Raw genomic sequence first — 17,888 nt, 5'->3', positions numbered from 1 at the left:
CCATGACTGACATACGAGCACTCGGATACCTCCGGGTCCAGACCAGTGATGTCGACCGCTGGCGAGAACTCACGGTTGATGGTCTGGGCATGTCGATCGGTTCGGGTCCCGAACCCGACGGTCTGTACCTGCGGCTCGATGAGCGGCGGGCCCGCATCATCGTGCTACCCGGAGACACAGACAAGGCGCTGGCCGTCGGCTGGGAGGTACGTGACCAGTTCGCTCTGCAGCGCGTGCATGAAGCGGTCGAAAAGGCAGGGATCGAGGTCGAGGTCCTGTCCGAGGAGGACGCGCGGTACCTCGATGCCGAGAGGGTCATCGCATTCGCCGATCCGTCCGGAACCCGTACGGAGGTCTTCTTCGGGCCGGTGCTCGACCACAGCCCGGTCGTAACCCCTCACGGTGGCCGATTCATCACCGGCGCAAGTGGACTCGGTCATGTGGTGCTGCCCACCCCGGCGTTCGACGAGACCTACGCCTTCTACACCGAGGTTCTCGGATTTCTGCCGCGGGGTGCCATCCGGCTCGGCGGCCCTGACGCACCCGGCCCGGCCCGCCGAGTGCGGTTCCTCGGTGTCAACCAGCGGCACCACAGCCTGGCGCTGTGCCCGGCGCCGGCCAGCCAGGATCCCGGCATGGTGCACCTGATGGTCGAGGTCGACACCCTCGACGCGGTCGGTCAGGCCCTCGACCGGATCAACAAGCTCGGCTTCAGCCTGTCCTCGACGCTCGGCCGCCACACGAACGACAAGATGGTCTCGTTCTACGTACGCGCACCAGGTGGCTGGGACATCGAGTTCGGTACCGAGGGCATGCTCGTCGACGAAACCCATTACACGGCCGAAGAAATCACCGCGGACAGCTACTGGGGCCATGACTGGTCCGGATCCGAACCGCTGGCGGCATTCGCGCCGCCGCCCACCGTGTGACACCGAACCGGGACCGATGAATGACGGCGGCCGGGGATCCGGGGTGAATCACCCACCGGATTCCCGGCCGCCGTCCTTCTTCGTGATCCATCAGACGAATGAGCCGGCCCTGCGCCGAAGCGCAAGACCGGCAGCATCCGTTTCTCAGTTACGGTTGAGCAGCTTGCGCATGGCCTCGGCAGCACCTTTGACAAGCTTGTCCCGGGGGAAGCCGTTGCGCTTCTGAGCTGCCTCGTAGTTGCCGCCGGCAACCCAGACCGGTCCGTCGGTGAGGTGTTCGAGACCTTCTCGCGCAACATCTTCGGGCTCGGCCACATTCATGCCGGGCAGATCGAAGTTCAATCCGGCCCGGATCATCGCAGGAGTCCGCGTGACACCCAGCACCAGCTCGACCACGTGCACGCCGAACGGTTCGAGTTCGATCCACAGGCTCTCGGCGAAGATGCGGCCGAACGCCTTTGACGCCGCGTAGATGCTCTGATGTTCGGCACCCATGTATCCCGACAGCGAACCCAGCAGCATGATGCCGCCCCGTCCGCGCTCTTTCATCCTGGCGCCGAAGTGCTGTGAGAGGGTCAGCTGCGAGGTGATGTTGAGGTCGATGACGCCCTGGAAACCGGCCAGGTCGCCGCTGACGAACTCATGTCCGTAGCTGTTGGCGCCGGCGTTGAAGATCAACAAGCCGACTTCGACATCGTCGGTGGCCTGCCGGATCTGATCGAAAGCGTCGGGGGACAGCAGATCGAGCGCCAGGGTCCGAACCTCCACCCCGTTGGTGCGCGCCTTTTCCGCGGTCTCTTCGAGCGGACCGGGTTTACGGGCGATCAGCACCAGATTGATACCCGCATTGCTCAGCTGGTCTGCGAACGATGCGCCGACACCTTCTGAGCCGCCGGCGATCACCGCCCACGGACCGTAGTAACTCTTGTCGATCAAGACTCCTCCTTCAGAATTGATGGTGTCGCGAAACGCTCAGTGCGACAGCCCGAGCGGGCGAACCGGCTCGGGGTCTAGCACGGTGACCGAACCGAGACGCGCCGCGACCTCGATCTCGTCGGTCAGGGTGCGGCACCGTTCTCGTGGGGCACCGGCCCGGCGGGCCGCCCCGTTGTTTTCACCGGAGAACTCCCGGCACGCGGTACGGGCAGCGGGGTTCCACTGCACGGATGTGTGCTCCCAACTGTTCTTCTCGACCAGAACCTTCGCTCCGCACTCAGTGCACTGCAATGGCTGCATCAGTGCCCGCGTTCCGTTCGAGGTTTGCTTCCACTTCCTTCTTCCATGACTCGACCGGGCGCGTCGTGTCGAGTTCGAACTCGAAGCGTTCGGTCATCTCCGGTGTCACGTCGGCGACATCGACATAGAACTGCTCGTACCAGCGGCGTAACTGGTAAACGGGTCCGTCCTCTTCGCAGAGCAACGGATTCTCGATACGCGTTTTGTTCTTCCAGATCTCGATGTCCTGCTCGAAGCCTTTTGCGATGAAGACTCCGAAGTTCTTGGCCATCTCATCGGCGGCGTCGCCCTCGAGTTGCTTCGACTTCTTGACGATCATGCCGTACTGCAAAACGAACTTGTCGGCACTGACCGGGTAGTGGCAGTTGATGAGGATTGACTCGACGTCATGGTCCTCGTACTGGTACACCAGATCGTCGATCATGAAGGAAGGACCGAAATAGGTTGCGTCAGAGCGGCTTCCCAGCATCTTGGGCTGCCCGGCGGCATGCGGCCGCATGTCCTCACGCGCCTGGCCACGCATGAACTGGCTGGCGACATGCCCCTCGAACACATTCTTGAAGAATGTCGGGAAAGAGTAGTGCACGTAGAAGAAGTGCGCCATGTCGACGATGTTGTCGACCACTTCGCGACAGTTCGTGTCGACGGTGACCTGGTACCAGACCCAATCGGACCATTCGTCGCTGAGTGCTCCCTCGATGCGGGGGATCGTGACATCGGCCGGCGGGGGATTGCCTTCGGGATCGTTCCAGACGAACAGCATGCCGTCCTGATCGAGCACCTTCCACGACCGCGTCTTCGCGACCGGAGGTACCCGACGGGCGTACGGGATCTTCTTGCACCGGCCGTTGGCTCCCCAACGCCAGTCGTGGAACGGGCACGCCACCTCGTCGCCCTTGATCGTGCCCTGACTCAGGTCCCCACCCATGTGCCGGCAATATCCGTCGAGGACCGCGAGCTCGCCCGAGCTGTTCGCGAACACCACCAATTTGGTGTCAAAAGCCTGGATGGAATGGGGTTTGCCATCCCGGAAAGAATCGGAGAGGCCGAGGCAGTGCCAGCCGCGGGCGAACCGCGCGGGTGGAGTCCCGGTGTCGATCTCACGGATCTCGACTGATTCGGACTGCGGGGTGGTCACGATGTGTCCGTCCTTCCATGGAGAGTTGTGGCAGTGGCGTGGTTGTTCGAACGCTAGGTGATAACGCACACATCCAGAGCCCATGTCCCACTAACCGAGACCTTCCGGTCGACCCACCGCTTCGCGGCACCGGCCTACCATCACGGGGTACGGCCCGCAACGCACCGATGGAGTTTTCGAAGATGGCCAATGAGGTCCTGCAATCAATTCGCGACCTGCTGCCCACGATCGCCGAGAGGGCACGGGAGGTCGACGAGTCGCGGCATGTGCCGGATGCGGCAATTGCCGACCTACAACAGGCCGGCGTGCTGAAGATGTTGCAGCCCAAACGATATGGCGGGGCCGAAGGTGATCCGGTGGAGTTCTACGAGGTGGTACGTGCGATCTCGGGGGCTTGCGGGTCCACCGGTTGGGTGGCGTCGGTGCTGGGAGTGCACCCATGGCACCTCGCGTTGTTCGATCAGCGGGCGCAGGATGATGTGTGGGGTGAAAACGACTCGGAGCTGATCTCTTCGGCGTACGCGCCGGTGGGCAAATTGGTGCCGGTCGAAGGTGGATTCGAACTCACCGGCAATTGGCGATTTTCCTCCGGATGCGAGCACGCCTCGTGGGCGCTGCTCGGGGGGCTCGTCTTCGGTGCCGAGGGCCGGCCGGTCGACTTCATGACGGTGCTCGTGCCGCGGAGCGATTACAGCATCCAGGACGTGTGGGATGTGGTCGGAATGCGCGGTACGGCGAGCAACGAGATCACCGTGACCAAGGCGTTTGTGCCCGAATACCGAACCATCCGGAACTATGACACCGCTCAACTCCGTGGTCGGGGACAGAAGGTCAACTCCGGGCCGCTGTACCGATTGCCGTTCGCGACGATATTCACCTCGGCGATCGCGGCGCCGATCGTTGGTGTTGTCGCCGGATGTCACGAGTCCTATCTGACGATGATGCGCGAGCGCGTTCGGCTCAGCCTCGGCGGTGGGCGGTTCGCCGAGGATCAGGCCGCCCAGGTGGCCGTGGCCCGCGCGGCCTCGGAGATCGATGCGGCGATGCTGCAGATGGATCGCAACGTCCGCGATCTGTGGAATCTGGCCCGGGCAGGCGAGGACCTGCCGATGTGGATGCGGCTGCGGGCGCGCCGAGACCAGGTCCGAGCCACCGAACGGTCACTCGAAGCCATCGATTTGCTGTTCAAGACCTCCGGCGGCAACTCGCTGACCCGGGGAAACCCGATCGAACGGGCGTGGCGTGATGCCCATGCGGGCAGCGTGCACGTGGCCAACGAACCCGAACGCGCCCTCGCCCTATACGGCCGGGGCGCGTTCGGGTTGCCGTTCGAAGACAATCTCGTCTGACCCGACGGCATCAACCCATCATGTGCAAGGCGGCCCGATACGAGAACGCCATCGCCGTCCCCAGCGGAACCCCGGGACCCGGGTAGACCTTGCCACTGAGCGAGGCGCTGGTGTTGCCGGCCGCGTAGAGACCTTCGATCGCGGTGCCGTCCTTGCGCAGCACCCGGGCGTCGGCATCGGTGCGCACGCCGCCCTTGGTGCCGAGATCGCTGAGGATGATGCGGGCCGCGTGGTACGGACCGGTCGCGATCGGTTTCAGCGCGGCGTTCGGCAGGTCCGCGCCGGGGCGGCAGAAGAAGGCGTCGTAAGGGTCCTCGCCGCGGTGGAAGTCTTCGTCGACTCCGCGTTCGGCGTGGTCGTTGAACCGTTCGACGGTGTGCAGCAGGGTGTCGGCAGGCACTCCGATCTTCATGGCCAGTTCCTCGATGGTGTCCGCCGACACCCACGTGCCCGCGTCGAAGTGCTCTTCGGCCGTGGCCTGGGGGATAGAGATCGCGGGCAGCGTGGGCCCGCCCTCGGAAGAGTCGAAGACCAGGTACGACGGGATGGCGGCGTCGGATCCACGAGCGATCATGGCCCGACCGAACTGATCGTAGGGCAGTGATTCGTTGAGGTACCGGTTACCTGAGGTGTCGACCAGGATGCCGCCGCGGACGCCGACCATGAAGGCGCCCGATCCGTCGGGCATCTCGATTCCGGGGCACCACCATGCTTCGTCGAGCAACGCGGTATCTGCGCCCACCTCGACTGCCGCGCGGATCAGATCGCCGGTGTTGGCGCCCTGCGGTCCCATGCTCCATCGCGCGCGGCCCGGAGTGTGGTTCGCTCCGCGCAGTTCGGCGTTGCCTTCGATTCCGCCTGCGGCCAAGAGGACGCCACGTTCTGCGCGGATACGCAGGATCTCGCCGGTGGCGGTCACCGCCTCGACACCGACCACCCGGTCGCCTTCGGTCAGGATCTGCCGGGCGGCCGTGCGGGTGCGCAGGTCTGCGCGTCCGGTGCCCTGCAACGCCAACAACAGCCGACCGATCAGGGCACGCCCACCGATGAGCGTGGCGTCGGGTTGCGGTTTCCCGGCTCGGTCGAGGTTCGGTTCCGGCCGCACCAACTCCCGAAGGTCCGCGATCTCGGCGCTGGGCAGGTCGAGGGGATTGATCGCTCGGCCTGAGTCCATCCGTCCCGGTGCCTGGTAGTAGTCGGGGAACGGGCGCCACTCGAACTCGATGTTGGGGTCGCTCTCGAGGAAGTCGACCACAGCCGGGGCAGTGGTCAGGTACGCCTCCTGACGCTCGACGTCGACATCACCGACCAGAGCTCGGAGGTAGGTGCGCGCCTTCTCGGTCGAATCGCCGATGCCCGCACGATCCTGCACCGCGGTACCCGGCAACCAGACTGCCGCTCCCGAATACGCTGATGTACCACCGAACAGATCGGTTTTCTCCAGTACGATCGTGCTAAATCCGTTGGCCGCCGCGGTATACGCACCGGTCAGGGCGCCGCCGCCGGATCCCACAACCAGCACGTCGCATCGGATGGTCCAGTCCTGCATCGTCATTCCTCCATGGGTTCGAGTGGGTGTCCACGCAATCTCATTCCGGTGATCGACGCGCCCCGGGTCCCACTCACCGGACAGAGTGTCACTGTTTCCTACGGTGATGAGACAGTCAGAGAGCGACAACGCGCGTGAGCGCATGACGAGGAGGACGGACGGTGCCGAGAATCGGCGAGGCGAGAGATGCCGCGGAACCCAGTTCCGACGAGCAGCGGGCCCGCCATGTCCGGATGCTGGAGGCCGCCGCGGAGTTGGCGACCGAGAAAGAGTTCTCGCGGGTGCAGATGCACGAGGTCGCCAAGCGGGCCGGTGTGGCCATCGGCACCCTGTACCGGTATTTCCCGTCGAAGACCCACCTGTTCGTCGCGGTCATGGTCGAGCAGATCGAGCAGATCAACGACAATCTCGCGCGACGCCCGCCGGCGCACGGCGGTAAGGATGCGATCTACGAGGTGCTCGTCCGGTCGACCCGCGCCCTCTTGCGCAGACCGGCATTGTCGACGGCGATGATCCAGTCGAGCAGTACGGCCAACGCGGCGACGGTGCCCGATGCGGCAAAGATCGACCGCGCATTTCACGACATCGTGATGAACGCCGCGGGCATCGAACACCCGACTGAGGACGACCACACGGCGGTCCGGCTGTTGATGCAGCTGTGGCTCGGTGTGATCCAGTCCTGTCTCAACGGCCGTATCTCCATCCCCGACGCCGAATCGGATATCCGCACGGCGTGTGATCTGTTGCTGGCCCGGATGTCGACCAACGAGTTCTGACTGAAATACATTCTTCCGCTTGCGCTCGGTCGGGCCTTCCGCCGAGCGTGCCCAGGCGACCGTCGAGCGTGCCCAAGCCACCGTCGAGCGGGCCGAACCGACCGTCGAGCGGGCCGAAAACGCAGCCGAACGTGCCGAAGTCGCCCAAGGCGATGTCGAAATCGTCGACCAGCTTGTTTTAGGCGTCTCCCATTGCGATGAATCTACAAGGGCATTGCCGGGTGTCGAAAAATAGAATACATTCTAGAAATACCCCCAAGGCGCCGGAATGTCTCGCGCCATTCGAAGGAGCGAACATGAGCAATGTCGTCATCGTGGAAGCGGCTCGCACACCGATCGGCCGTCGCCGCGGAGCATTGTCCGGTGTTCACCCGGCCGTCTTGCTGGGTGCCGCCCAGCAAGCCGTCCTCGACCGCACCGGCCTGCCCGCGTCCGACATCGGACAATTGGTGGGGGGCTGCGTCACCCAGGCAGGCGAGCAGTCCAACAACGTCACGCGCCAGGCCTGGTTGCATGCCGGCCTGCCCTACACAACGGCCGCGACCACGATCGATTGTGCGTGTAGCTCCTCGCAGCAGGCCGTGCACATGGTTGCCGGACTGATCGCCTCCGGTCAGATCGATGCCGGCATCGGTTGTGGTGTCGAGGTGATGAGCCGAGTTTTCCTCGGCCAGGCCAACGCGCCGGGTACCGGGAATCCGTATCCGGCTGACTGGACAATCGACATGCGGGATCAGTTCACGTCCGCTGAACGCATCGCAGCGCGGCGCGGTATCAAACGCGGTGACGTCGACGCCCTGGGACTCCAGTCGCAGCGTCGCGCTGCAGCGGCATGGGCCGAGGGTCGTTTCGACCGCGAGATCGTGCCCGTGCAGGCACCCGTTGTCGACAAGGAGGGCACGCCCAGTGGCGAGATCGCCACAGTGACTCGCGACGGCGGCCTGCGTGAGACCACCGCGGAGGGACTGGCCGCGCTGAAGCCTGTCATCGAAGACGGGATGCACACCGCAGGCAACTCGTCGCAGGTCAGTGACGGCGCCGCGGCCGTACTGCTGATGAGCGAGGAGAAGGCGGCACAGGCCGGCCTGCGTCCGCGCGCGCGCATCGTCTCCTCGGCAATGGTCGGCTCCGACCCGTACTACCACCTCGACGGACCGGTCGACTCGACCCGGTTGGTGCTCGAGCGCACCGGAATGTCGTTGGGCGACATCGACATCGTCGAAATCAATGAGGCGTTCGCGTCTGTTGTCCTTTCGTGGGCGCAGGTCCACGAGGCCGACATGTCGAAGGTCAACGTCAACGGTGGAGCCATCGCGCTCGGCCACCCGGTCGGTTCGACCGGCTCGCGGCTCATCACCACGGCCTTGCACGAGCTCGAACGCAGCGACAAATCGACGGCGCTGATCACGATGTGCGCCGGTGGTGCGTTGTCGACGGCGACCATCATCGAACGCGTCTGACACACCCACCCGAACTCACGAGACCGATAGCGGCACGAAGAACATGGGAATTGAACGACATGGGAATTGAACGACATGGGAATTGAACTCACTGACGACGACCGCGAACTGCGCGATTCGGTGCGGGGATGGGCAGCGCGCCACGCGTCTGCGACCGTGATCCGGGATGCGGTGGAAGCGAAAACCGAAGTCCGCCCCACCTATTGGCAGTCTTTGGCCGACCTGGGCATGCTCGGCCTTCACCTGCCCGAAGAGTTCGGTGGTGCCGGTGTCGGACTGGTGGAGCTCGCCATCGTCGCCGAGGAACTCGGGCGTTCGATGGTGCCCGGGCCATTCTTGCCGACCGCTGTGGTCTCGACGGTTCTGCACGAGGCCGGCCGAACCGCCGAGCTGGCGGGGCTGGCCGACGGCTCGCTCTTTGGAGCCGTTGCGCTACAACCCGGTTCGCTGCGGTTGCATCGTGACGGTGGCACCGTGACGCTGTCCGGAACATCCAGTCATATCCTCGGTGGACAGGTCGGTGACCTGCTCTTGCTGGCCGCCGATGACAACGGCGCTCGCGCATATGTGGTGGTTTCCCGTGACCGCGTCGACATTACCGATCTGCCCAGCCACGACCTGGTACGCCGTAACGCGCAGGTCGAGGTCGACGATCTCGAGTTGTCCGATGCGGATGTCCTTGGACTCGATTCGCAGCGTGTCCTCGACATCGCGGCGACGCTGTTTTCGGCCGAGGCCGCAGGTCTCGCCGATTGGGCCACGACGACCGCGGCCGAATACGCCCGTGTCCGACAACAATTCGGCCGGGTCATCGGTCAGTTCCAGGGTGTCAAACACAAGGCCGCGCGCATGCTCGGGCTGACCGAGCAGGCGCGGGTGACAGCCTGGGATGCTGCCCGTGCGATGGGACCGGGCACGGATGGCGGCGAAGCCTCCCTGGCAGCGGCCGTCGCGGGCGCCGTGGCGCCCGAGGCTGCGTTCTCCGTCACCAAGGACTGCATTCAGATCCTCGGTGGTATCGGCTACACGTGGGAACACGACGCGCATCTGTATCTCCGTCGCGCCCAATCGCTCCGGATTCTGCTGGGTTCGACCGCCACGTGGCGCCGCCGGGTCGCTTCGCTCACCGTCGACGGTGTACGCCGTGTCCTGGGCATCGACCTACCGCCCGAGGCCGAGCGGATTCGCACCGGGATCCGGTCAGAACTCGCCGGCGCAGCGTCGCTCGACGATGCCGAACGCAAGGTGTTCCTGGCCGACAACGGTTATACGGCACCGCATCTGGCCACCCCATGGGGCAAGGGCGCCGATGCCATCACGCAGCTGGTCATCGCCGACGAACTACGGGCCGCCGACCTCGAGCCGCACGACATGATCATCGGCAACTGGGTGGTGCCAACCTTGATCGCCCATGGGAACGACGAGCAGTTGCAGCGGTTCCTTCCGCCGTCGCTGCGCGGCGACATCGTGTGGTGTCAGCTGTTCTCCGAACCCGGTGCCGGGTCGGACCTGGCCGGACTGAGCACCAGGGCCACCAAGGTCGAGGGTGGCTGGAAGCTGCAGGGCCAGAAGGTGTGGACCTCGATGGCGCGAGATGCCCACTGGGGAATCTGCCTGGCACGCACCGATGGGGATGTTGCGAAACACAAGGGTCTGTCGTACTTCTTGATCGATATCAGGAACAGCGAAGGCCTGGATATCCGGCCTCTGCGCGAGATCACCGGCGAATCACTCTTCAACGAAGTGTTTTTCGACGACGTGTTCGTGCCCGACGAGCTACTGGTAGGAGAGCCGGGCGACGGCTGGAAGCTGGCCCGCACCACACTCGCGAACGAACGTGTCTCGCTGTCGAACGATTCGTCACTGGGCTCCGGTGGCGAGGCGCTGCTCGATCTGGCGTCTACGGTGCCCGGTGGTCTGGATGATGAGCAGATGACAGTCCTTGGAAAGGTGTTGTGCGACGCGCAGACCGGCGGGTTGATGGGCCTGAGGACCACACTGCGGTCGCTCACCGGTGGTCAGCCGGGAGCGGAGTCGTCGATTGCAAAACTGCTCGGTGTCGAGCACATCCAGCAGGTGTGGGAGGTGGCCATGGAGTGGGCCGGACCATCCTCACTCCTGAGTGAGCAGGATCGGTGGGCACCGACCCAGCAGTTCCTCAACTCTCAGTGTCTGTCGATCGCCGGCGGGACAACCAATGTCCAGCTGAACATCATCGGTGAGCGGATCCTGGGGCTCCCCCGCGATCCCGAACCGGCATAAGAAGTGCGGGCATGACCGCAATGAAGGAGTTCTAGCCGTGGGTATCGACGTCAACGTTGCACTCTCTGCCGAGCCGACCGTCCGTGATGTGTCCTGGACCGAGCGAGACGTCCTGCTCTATCATCTGGGCCTCGGCGCAGGTACCAACAATCTGGATCCGGCCGAGTTGGCCTGGGTCTACGAGAAGAACCTGCGTGTGGTTCCGACCTTCGCGATGGTTGCCGGACAGGGTGTTTCGGCCGGCGCGATCGAAGCTTCGGGTATGAATCTCCCGGGCATCGACATCGACCTGCGCAAGATCCTGCACGGTGGACAGTCGCTGACACTGCATGCGCCCATCCCGGTGTCCGGCACCGCGCAGATCTCGTCGCGTGTCGCCGACGTGTGGGACAAGGGCAAGGCGGCGGTCATCGTGCTCGAACAGGCGGCCACCGATGTCGACCGAAATCCATTGTGGACCAGTTCGATGCAGATCTGGGCCCGCGGAGAAGGTGGTTTCGGGGGACCGGCCGGACCCGATGTGGTGACGGCGACCCCCGACCGTGAACCGGACAAGGTCCTCGTTTCCAAGACGTCGGCCCAGCAGGCATTGGTATACCGACTCAGCGGCGACATGAATCCGTTGCATGCCGATCCCGCCTTTGCCAAGATGGCCGGTTTCGAGCAACCAATCCTGCACGGGCTGGCTTCATACGGCATCGTGTGTAAGGCCGTCGTCGACGGCATCCTCGACGGTGATCCCGCAGCGGTGCAGGCCTATTCGGCGCGGTTCGCCGGTTCGCTGTGCCCGGGGGAGACCATCGAGACCTCCGTCTGGCGCGGCGACAACGAATTGATCTTGCAGGCCGTCTGCGTCGAACGCGATCAGCAGCCGATCCTCACCCACGCCACGATGGAGATCCGATGAGCCAGGACCCGGCCAAGCACCCGACGGTCGGGAACGCGCCGGACGGCATCGTCCTGACCTCGGCGCCCAACGGCGAACCCGTCGATCAGGCGACTGCCGCCGCACGGCGTGTGGTGGATGCACTGCTGCGCACGGATCGCACCAATGCGAACCTCCATCGAGTGGCCGAGGAATTGAACGGTATCGCCGAGCATCTCGAAGAACATGCTCCAGAGGTCGCCGACCGTCTGATCGATATGTGGCATGGCGAAGGCGTCACCCGGCACGATCCCGTGACCGGCCCGGAGAATGCGATAGCACCGCCGCTCACGCTGGCCGGCCGTGACGACGGCTACGTCGAAGGTGATGTGACGCTGACGTTCCCGTATCAGGGACCCCCGGGGCATGTGCACGGCGGCGTGGCGGCGTTGTTACTCGACCACACGCTCGGCGTGGCCAACGCCTGGTCCGGCCGCAGCGGTGCCACGGCACAGCTCAATGTGCGCTATCACGCTCCGACACCGTTGTTCGAGCCGTTGACGATACGTGGCCGGTTGACGGAGGAAAACGGCAGAAAGATCACAACCGTGGGCGACATCCGCACCGCGGACGGCACGGTCTGTGTCTCGGTCGAGGCATTGTTCATCGACAAAACGGTGCCCCGCCCTCGCTAGAGGAGTACCGGCGAAGGAGTCTTCATGGCCAAGTTGGACGGCAGGGTGGCTGTGGTCACCGGCGCCGGTATGGGTATCGGCCGGGGTATCGCCGGGGCGTTTGCCCGCGAGGGCGCTTCGGTGGTGGTAGCCGAGATCGACACTGCTGCAGGCGAACAGACGGTCGCATGGTTGCGTGACGAGTGGGGTGTGGCCGCGGAGTTCGTCCGCACCGACGTCACCGACAAGTTGCAGGTCTTGGCGATGGTGGACGTCGCGGTGAAGCGTTTCGGCAGGCTCGACATCTTGGTCAACAACGCCTGGCGTGGCTCCGGCTATGCGCGCTTCGAGAACATGACCGACGAGCAGCTGCGTGGCGGTTTCGACATGGCTGTGATGGGGGCGTTCTGGGCGATGCAGAAGGCTCTGCCGGAATTGCTGAAGCACGGCACCGGGCGGGTCATCAATCTGTGTTCACTCAACGGCGTCAATGCGCACATGTACTCGGTGCAGTACAACGCGGCCAAAGAGGCACTGCGCAGCTTGACCCGGACCGCGGCCCGCGAATGGGCGCCACATCAGGTGTGCTGCAACGTCATTTGCCCGGGTGCCCAGAGCGAGGCCTACAAGCGCGTCGCCGAAGCCGACCCCCAGATGGCCGCGGGCATGGCCGCCGGCAACCCGATGGGGCGTATCGGCGACCCCCTCGACGACATCGGCCCGGTTGCTGTCTTCCTGGCGAGCGATGACAGCCGGTATCTGACCGGAAACACACTCTTCGTCGATGGTGGCGCCCACATCAACGGCGTCCAATGGGCGCCGGCCGTCGACTAGTCGTACACATCGAACAGAAGCACACGCTCCAGTCACCGGCACACGTCGCAACGTGTGCAAATGACTGGAGCGTGTGCTTTGTCGTCAGACCGTGATCGAGCGGCGCATCATCTTGCCGGTCGCGTTGCGGGGCAACGGATGATCGGTGATCCGCCACTGCGTCGGAACCTTGTAGTAGGAGAGTCGCTCGGTTGCGAAGGCGCGGAGGTCGTCCTCGGTCGCCGATGCTCCCGGCCTGGTCACGATCACGGCAGCAACCTCCTGACCCAGGTCGGGATGCGGCACACCGACCACGGCACATTCGGCGACATCCGGATGCTCGTCGAGACACTGTTCGATCTCGGTCGGGTAGACGTTCTCTCCACCGCGCAGGATCAGATCGGACCTGCGTCCGGTGAGGCGCAGCCTGCCGTCCTCGACGATGCCGAAATCACCGGTCCGCAGCCATCGCCCGGGTGCGATCGCGGCATCGGTGGCCGCCTCGTCCTCCCAGTAGCCGAGCATCACGAATGGACTGCGCACGCAGATCTCGCCCTCGGTTCCGTCGGTTACCTGCCGCCCGAGCGGATCGCGGATCTGCAGGCTGACGGTCACGATGGGACGGCCAAGGGTGCCGGGGAACGCCTCGATGTCGGCGGGTGTCGCGACGGCGATGGCCGTGCTGCATTCGGTGAGACCGTAACTGTCGACCAGCGCGTTGCGAGCGAACGCAAACTTGGACTGCAGCTTCTCCTTGAACGCGACCGAGGAGGGCGCCGATGCGAGCGCGAAGGACTTCAGGGACGACAGGTCGTACTTCTCGACATTGTCGTGCTCGAGGAGTCGGGTGGCCATGGTCGGCACCGCACCCCAATTGGTTACCCGTTCCCGCTCGATGAGACCCAGGATGGTGTCGGCGTCGAACGCGCCCTGATTCATGATCACGGCGCCCCCGGTCGCCAAACGAGGCACCACCAGATTGTGCAGGCTCGCGATGTGGAACAACGGTGAAGTCAGCAGATGGCGTGCCGGGCTGGACGCGGTCGGATCGTAGGTCTGTCTGCTGAGTTCGGCCATGAACGCGTCACTGAACCGCTGATAGTCGACCACCGCCAAGAGATTGCGCTGTGAGTGCAGCGCACCTTTGGGGCGCCCGCTGGTGCCGCTGGTGTAGAGGATGACCGACGGGTCGTCCTCGTCGACATCGGGGTACGGCAGGTCGGCACCGTCGTATTCGGCGATGAGTGCGGGAAGGTCTTCTTCCATGGTCAAGACGGTGACCGTGCTGGGGATCTCGGGGAGTGCGGCAGCGCGCTTCGCGTCGACCACGAGGACCGTCGGCCGGCTGTGCTCGAGGCCGTAGGTGACCTCACGCGGCACCCACCAGCCGTTGAGGCCGACGGTGATGGCACCCAGAGCCTGTGTGGCCCAGAACGTCATGACCCATTCGGGGGTGTTCGCTGCGAGGATGCCGACACGGTCGCCTTTGCCGACGCGGTATTTGTCGCGCAGTGCCGTGGCGAGCGCGGCGACGGACCGAGCGTGGTCGGCGTAGGAGATGCGACGATCGGTGGTGACGAGGTAGTCGGCATCTCCCCAGTTCAGGGATTGCGGAAGAAGTTCGGCCACAGCGTGCCGGCGATGCTTCATCACCTGCATGGACGTACCGAGCACATCTTCTTCAACCAGCTCGAACGGTCCGCCGGGGCCGGTCAGGCGGGTCATCACCGCAGCGATCTGTAGCTGCGGGTCGGTGGGGGCAGACATCGGAAGCCTTTCGTTTGTACTGCGATGTACGCCACAAAATCTCACGGCGTGACATATCCATGGTGACGGTTACCACTGAGCGAGACTCGGCCTTCTCGGAAACGGTGGCGACGATACCGTTCGGCGAATAATCGCAGCTGGAGGAATATCACCATGACGACAGATCTCGGCCGGCCCACGATGTACGCCGACCCGTTGGCTCCCGCCAAACTGGGGCCGATCACGCTACGCAACCGGGTCATCAAGGCGGCGACCTTCGAGGGTCTGACGCCCAAGGGCCTGGTCAGCGACGAGCTGATCGAGTTCCATCGCCAGCCTGCAGCCGGTGGTGTCGGCATGACGACGGTCGCATATTGCGCCGTCTCATACGAGGGCCGGACGTCACCTGCCCAGATCTACTGGCGCGACGAGGCGATGCCCGGCCTACGCAAGCTCACCGACGCCATCCACAGCGAGGGTGCGGCAGCCTCTGCCCAGATCGGGCATGCCGGTCCGGTCGCGGGTTCGAAATATCTGGGTACCCCGGCGCTCGGGCCCTCGCGGGCGTTTCGAATGACAACGCAGAACTTCTCCAAGCCCGCGTCCAAAGCCGACATCGCCCGGATCACCGAAGCGCATGCGGAGGCCGCACGCCGGGCGATCGAGGTCGGATTCGACGCCGTCGAGATCCACTTCGGCCACAACTACCTGGTCAGTTCCTTTTTGAGTCCCCGGGTGAACAAGCGCAAGGACGAGTATGGGGGTTCGCTCGAGAACCGGGCCCGTTTCGCCCGCGAGATCGCGCTCGCAGTCCGGGACGCGGTCGGCGACAAGATCGCGATCCTGGCCAAGCTGAACATGGATGATGGTGTGCCCGGCGGGTTTTGGGTCGAGGAAGCGATCCAGGTTGCCAGGTGGCTCGAACAGGACGGTTCCCTCGACGCATTGGAGCTGACCGCTGGCAGCTCGCTGCTCAACCCGATGTATCTGTTCAAAGGCGATGCCCCGCTCCGTGAGTTCGCCGCCGTGATGCCGCAGCCCACAAAGCTGGGAATTCAGCTAGTCGGCAAGCACTTCCTCAAGGAGTACCCGTACAAGGACGCGTACCTGTTGGAGGATGCCCGCCAGATCCGCGAAGCGGTGAAGATGCCGCTGGTCCTGCTGGGTGGGATCACCGGCAAAGAGACCATGGACCTGGCGATGCGCGAGGGATTCCAGTTCGTGGCGGTTGCCCGGGCGTTGCTTCGCGAGCCTGATCTCGTCAATCGAATTGCGGCACAAACCCACTCGCCGGGACTGTGCAATCACAACAACAAATGCATGACGGCAATCTACGGTGGCACACACTGTGTGCTTCGAGCACGATGAGGACTGAAGTCTTGGACGCGACAACCCCCGCCACGACAACCCCCGCCACGACAAACCCCCGCGACGACGTCGCACAGATGCTGATGGACCGGCTCGGCGATGAGCATCTCGGACTGCGGACCCGGACCCGGGACTGGACCTGGGATGAGGTCGTCCGGGAGAGCGCGGCGCGCGGCGCCTTGGCGCAGTCATTGCGTCAGCCGGGACCCTTTCACATCGGGGTCCTGCTCGAGAACACACCCGAGTTCACCTTCTGGCTGGGCGGCGCGGCACTGACCGGCGCGACGATCGTCGGCATCAATCCCACCCGGCGTGGCAAAGAACTCGAGGCCGAAGTCCGGTACGTCGATTGCCAACTCATCGTCACCGACAGTGCCGGTCGGGAGAAGCTCGCCGACCTTGATCTCGGACTCACCGATGACCGTTTTGTACTGGTCGATGACGCGTCGTACGTGGACTCGGTGGCCGGGCACGTCACCGAGCCGCAGGTGGCCGACGGGGTCGACGCCTCGACACTGTTCCTGCTCCTGTTCACCTCGGGCACCACCGGAATGTCAAAAGCGGTGCGGTGCAGTCAAGGTCGCATCACCCGACTGGCCTACGCGAACTGCGCGAAGTACGACATCGATCGAGACGACGTCTGCTACTGCTGCATGCCGCTGTTCCATGGCAACGCGTTGATGGGGTTGTGGGCGCCGGCCCTGTCCGCGGGCGCGACGGTATGTCTGGTGCCGAAGTTCACCGCATCAGGGTTCATGCCCGACGTCCGGTACTACGGCGCAACCTATTTCACCTATGTCGGCAAGGCCCTGGGATATCTCATGTCGACCGAGGAAACCCCGGATGATGCGGACAACACGCTGACCCATGGGTTCGGGACGGAGGCGTCACCGGGGGACAAGACCGAGTTCAGCCGCCGCTTCGGGGCGAAGTTGTACGAGGCCTACGGTTCCAGTGAGGGTGCCGGTTCGATCCGTCTGGATCCGGCGGCACCGACCGCGGCACTGGGACGCCCTGCCAACGAGAACATCGTCATCGTCGATCCCGAGACGCTTGAGGAATGTCCGCGTGCGGTACTCGACGAATACGGCCGCGTCCTCAACTCGGACGAGGCGATCGGAGAAATGATCGACAAGGCCGGTGCCGGTCGCTTCGAGGGCTACTACAAGAACGAGTCGGCGGTGGCCGAGCGAATTCGCCACGGCTGGTACTGGACCGGCGACCTCGGATATGTCGACGAAGCCGGATTCATATACTTCGCCGGACGAAAGGGGGATTGGATCCGCGTCGACAGCGAGAACACGTCGGCCCTGATGATCGAACACGTTCTGCGGCGTCATCCGAAGGTGATCTCCACCGGTGTGTTCGCGGTACCCGACCCCCGCTCGGGAGACCGGGTGATGGCTGCCGTCGAGGTCGCCGACCACAGCGATTTCGATCCGGAAGAGTTCGCGGTATACCTTGCCGCACAGGCTGATCTGGGTACCAAGGCGGCGCCGAGGTTCATCCGGGTCTCGACCAGCCTTCCGGTCACCGGATCGAACAAGGTCCTCAAGCGTGCCCTGCAGACCGAAGGCTGGCGCTGTGACGAACCGGTGTACCACTGGGTCGGTCGGGGCGCGCCCGTCTACACCCTGATGACCGATGCCGATCGGGACGCACTCGAGAAGGAATTCGACGAGCACGGGCGTACCCGCTTCCTGTGAATTCACGCTCCTCCCGC

The 17,888-nt window shown here is 64.4% G+C and carries 16 protein-coding genes; 11 read left to right on the top strand and 5 right to left on the bottom strand.

Annotated elements, in window-relative coordinates; translation table 11 throughout:
- Positions 1–2 precede the first annotated feature (2 nt).
- Positions 3–929: a biphenyl-2,3-diol 1,2-dioxygenase gene (gene bphC, locus H290_RS0122935; protein ID WP_020109185.1), complete on the top strand. Its 927-nt coding sequence runs from the start codon at positions 3–5 to the stop codon at positions 927–929.
- 144 nt (positions 930–1,073) lie between these two features.
- Here bphC and H290_RS0122930 read toward each other — a convergent pair whose 3' ends face one another.
- The 3 genes from H290_RS0122930 to H290_RS0122920 are packed head-to-tail and all read right to left on the bottom strand — an operon-like array spanning position 1,074 to position 3,303.
- Positions 1,074–1,865: an SDR family oxidoreductase gene (locus H290_RS0122930; protein ID WP_020109184.1), complete on the bottom strand. Its 792-nt coding sequence runs from the start codon at positions 1,863–1,865 to the stop codon at positions 1,074–1,076.
- A gap of 36 nt (positions 1,866–1,901) precedes the next feature.
- Positions 1,902–2,165: a hypothetical protein gene (locus H290_RS0122925; RefSeq protein ID WP_020109183.1), complete on the bottom strand. Its 264-nt coding sequence runs from the start codon at positions 2,163–2,165 to the stop codon at positions 1,902–1,904.
- A complete protein-coding gene (locus H290_RS0122920) occupies positions 2,143–3,303 on the bottom strand; it encodes a Rieske 2Fe-2S domain-containing protein (protein ID WP_020109182.1) in 1,161 nt (386 codons plus the stop codon). The genes H290_RS0122925 and H290_RS0122920 overlap by 23 nt, the downstream gene beginning before the upstream one ends.
- 182 nt (positions 3,304–3,485) lie before the next feature.
- On the opposite strand from H290_RS0122920, the gene hsaA reads away from it, so the two are divergent.
- Positions 3,486–4,652, top strand: a complete 1,167-nt coding sequence (gene hsaA, locus H290_RS0122915; protein ID WP_028463577.1) for a 3-hydroxy-9,10-secoandrosta-1,3,5(10)-triene-9,17-dione monooxygenase oxygenase subunit — start codon at positions 3,486–3,488, stop codon at positions 4,650–4,652.
- Between the two features lie 10 nt (positions 4,653–4,662).
- Here the strand turns inward: hsaA and H290_RS0122910 are convergent, their stop codons facing one another.
- On the bottom strand, positions 4,663–6,201 hold the full coding sequence (locus H290_RS0122910; RefSeq protein ID WP_028463576.1) for an FAD-dependent oxidoreductase: 1,539 nt from the start codon (positions 6,199–6,201) through the stop codon (positions 4,663–4,665).
- Between the two features lie 161 nt (positions 6,202–6,362).
- Between H290_RS0122910 and H290_RS0122905 the strand changes: the two genes are divergently transcribed.
- The 7 genes from H290_RS0122905 (at position 6,363) to H290_RS0122875 (ending at position 13,072) form a co-directional block, all read left to right on the top strand.
- Positions 6,363–6,977 (top strand): TetR family transcriptional regulator, encoded by a 615-nt coding sequence (locus H290_RS0122905; RefSeq protein ID WP_028463575.1) that lies wholly within the window; start codon positions 6,363–6,365, stop codon positions 6,975–6,977.
- A gap of 19 nt (positions 6,978–6,996) precedes the next feature.
- Positions 6,997–7,212, top strand: coding sequence for a hypothetical protein (locus tag H290_RS0122900; RefSeq protein WP_020109178.1), 216 nt, complete (start codon positions 6,997–6,999; stop codon positions 7,210–7,212).
- Positions 7,213–7,273: 61 nt separating this feature from the next.
- On the top strand, positions 7,274–8,437 hold the full coding sequence (locus tag H290_RS0122895; RefSeq protein WP_020109177.1) for a steroid 3-ketoacyl-CoA thiolase: 1,164 nt from the start codon (positions 7,274–7,276) through the stop codon (positions 8,435–8,437).
- Positions 8,438–8,512: 75 nt separating this feature from the next.
- The gene (locus H290_RS0122890; RefSeq protein ID WP_020109176.1) at positions 8,513–10,699 is read left to right on the top strand and encodes an acyl-CoA dehydrogenase; all 2,187 of its coding nucleotides are present in this window, start codon (positions 8,513–8,515) and stop codon (positions 10,697–10,699) included.
- Between the two features lie 37 nt (positions 10,700–10,736).
- On the top strand, positions 10,737–11,606 hold the full coding sequence (locus H290_RS0122885; RefSeq protein WP_020109175.1) for a MaoC/PaaZ C-terminal domain-containing protein: 870 nt from the start codon (positions 10,737–10,739) through the stop codon (positions 11,604–11,606).
- Positions 11,603–12,259, top strand: coding sequence for a PaaI family thioesterase (locus H290_RS0122880; RefSeq protein ID WP_020109174.1), 657 nt, complete (start codon positions 11,603–11,605; stop codon positions 12,257–12,259). The genes H290_RS0122885 and H290_RS0122880 overlap by 4 nt, the downstream gene beginning before the upstream one ends.
- A 24-nt stretch (positions 12,260–12,283) precedes the next feature.
- The gene (locus tag H290_RS0122875; protein WP_020109173.1) at positions 12,284–13,072 is read left to right on the top strand and encodes an SDR family NAD(P)-dependent oxidoreductase; all 789 of its coding nucleotides are present in this window, start codon (positions 12,284–12,286) and stop codon (positions 13,070–13,072) included.
- An 84-nt stretch (positions 13,073–13,156) separates the two neighbouring features.
- On the opposite strand, the gene H290_RS0122870 is transcribed toward H290_RS0122875, so the two are convergent.
- A complete protein-coding gene (locus H290_RS0122870) occupies positions 13,157–14,818 on the bottom strand; it encodes a class I adenylate-forming enzyme family protein (protein ID WP_020109172.1) in 1,662 nt (553 codons plus the stop codon).
- Between the two features lie 153 nt (positions 14,819–14,971).
- Between H290_RS0122870 and H290_RS0122865 the strand changes: the two genes are divergently transcribed.
- Positions 14,972–16,165 carry an NADH:flavin oxidoreductase gene (locus H290_RS0122865; protein ID WP_020109171.1) on the top strand — a complete coding sequence of 398 codons (1,194 nt, stop codon included), beginning with the start codon at positions 14,972–14,974 and terminating at the stop codon, positions 16,163–16,165.
- 77 nt (positions 16,166–16,242) lie between these two features.
- Complete coding sequence (locus H290_RS0122860) at positions 16,243–17,871, top strand: AMP-binding protein (RefSeq protein WP_028463574.1); 1,629 nt, start codon at positions 16,243–16,245, stop codon at positions 17,869–17,871.
- Positions 17,872–17,888: the final 17 nt, after the last annotated feature.

It is taken from the genome of Nocardia sp. 348MFTsu5.1 (genome assembly GCF_000383535.1).
In the GTDB taxonomy this organism is placed as follows: domain Bacteria; phylum Actinomycetota; class Actinomycetes; order Mycobacteriales; family Mycobacteriaceae; genus Williamsia; species Williamsia faeni.
Note: the sequence above shows the minus strand (reverse complement) of the source record. Positions and strands in the feature narration are given on the sequence as shown.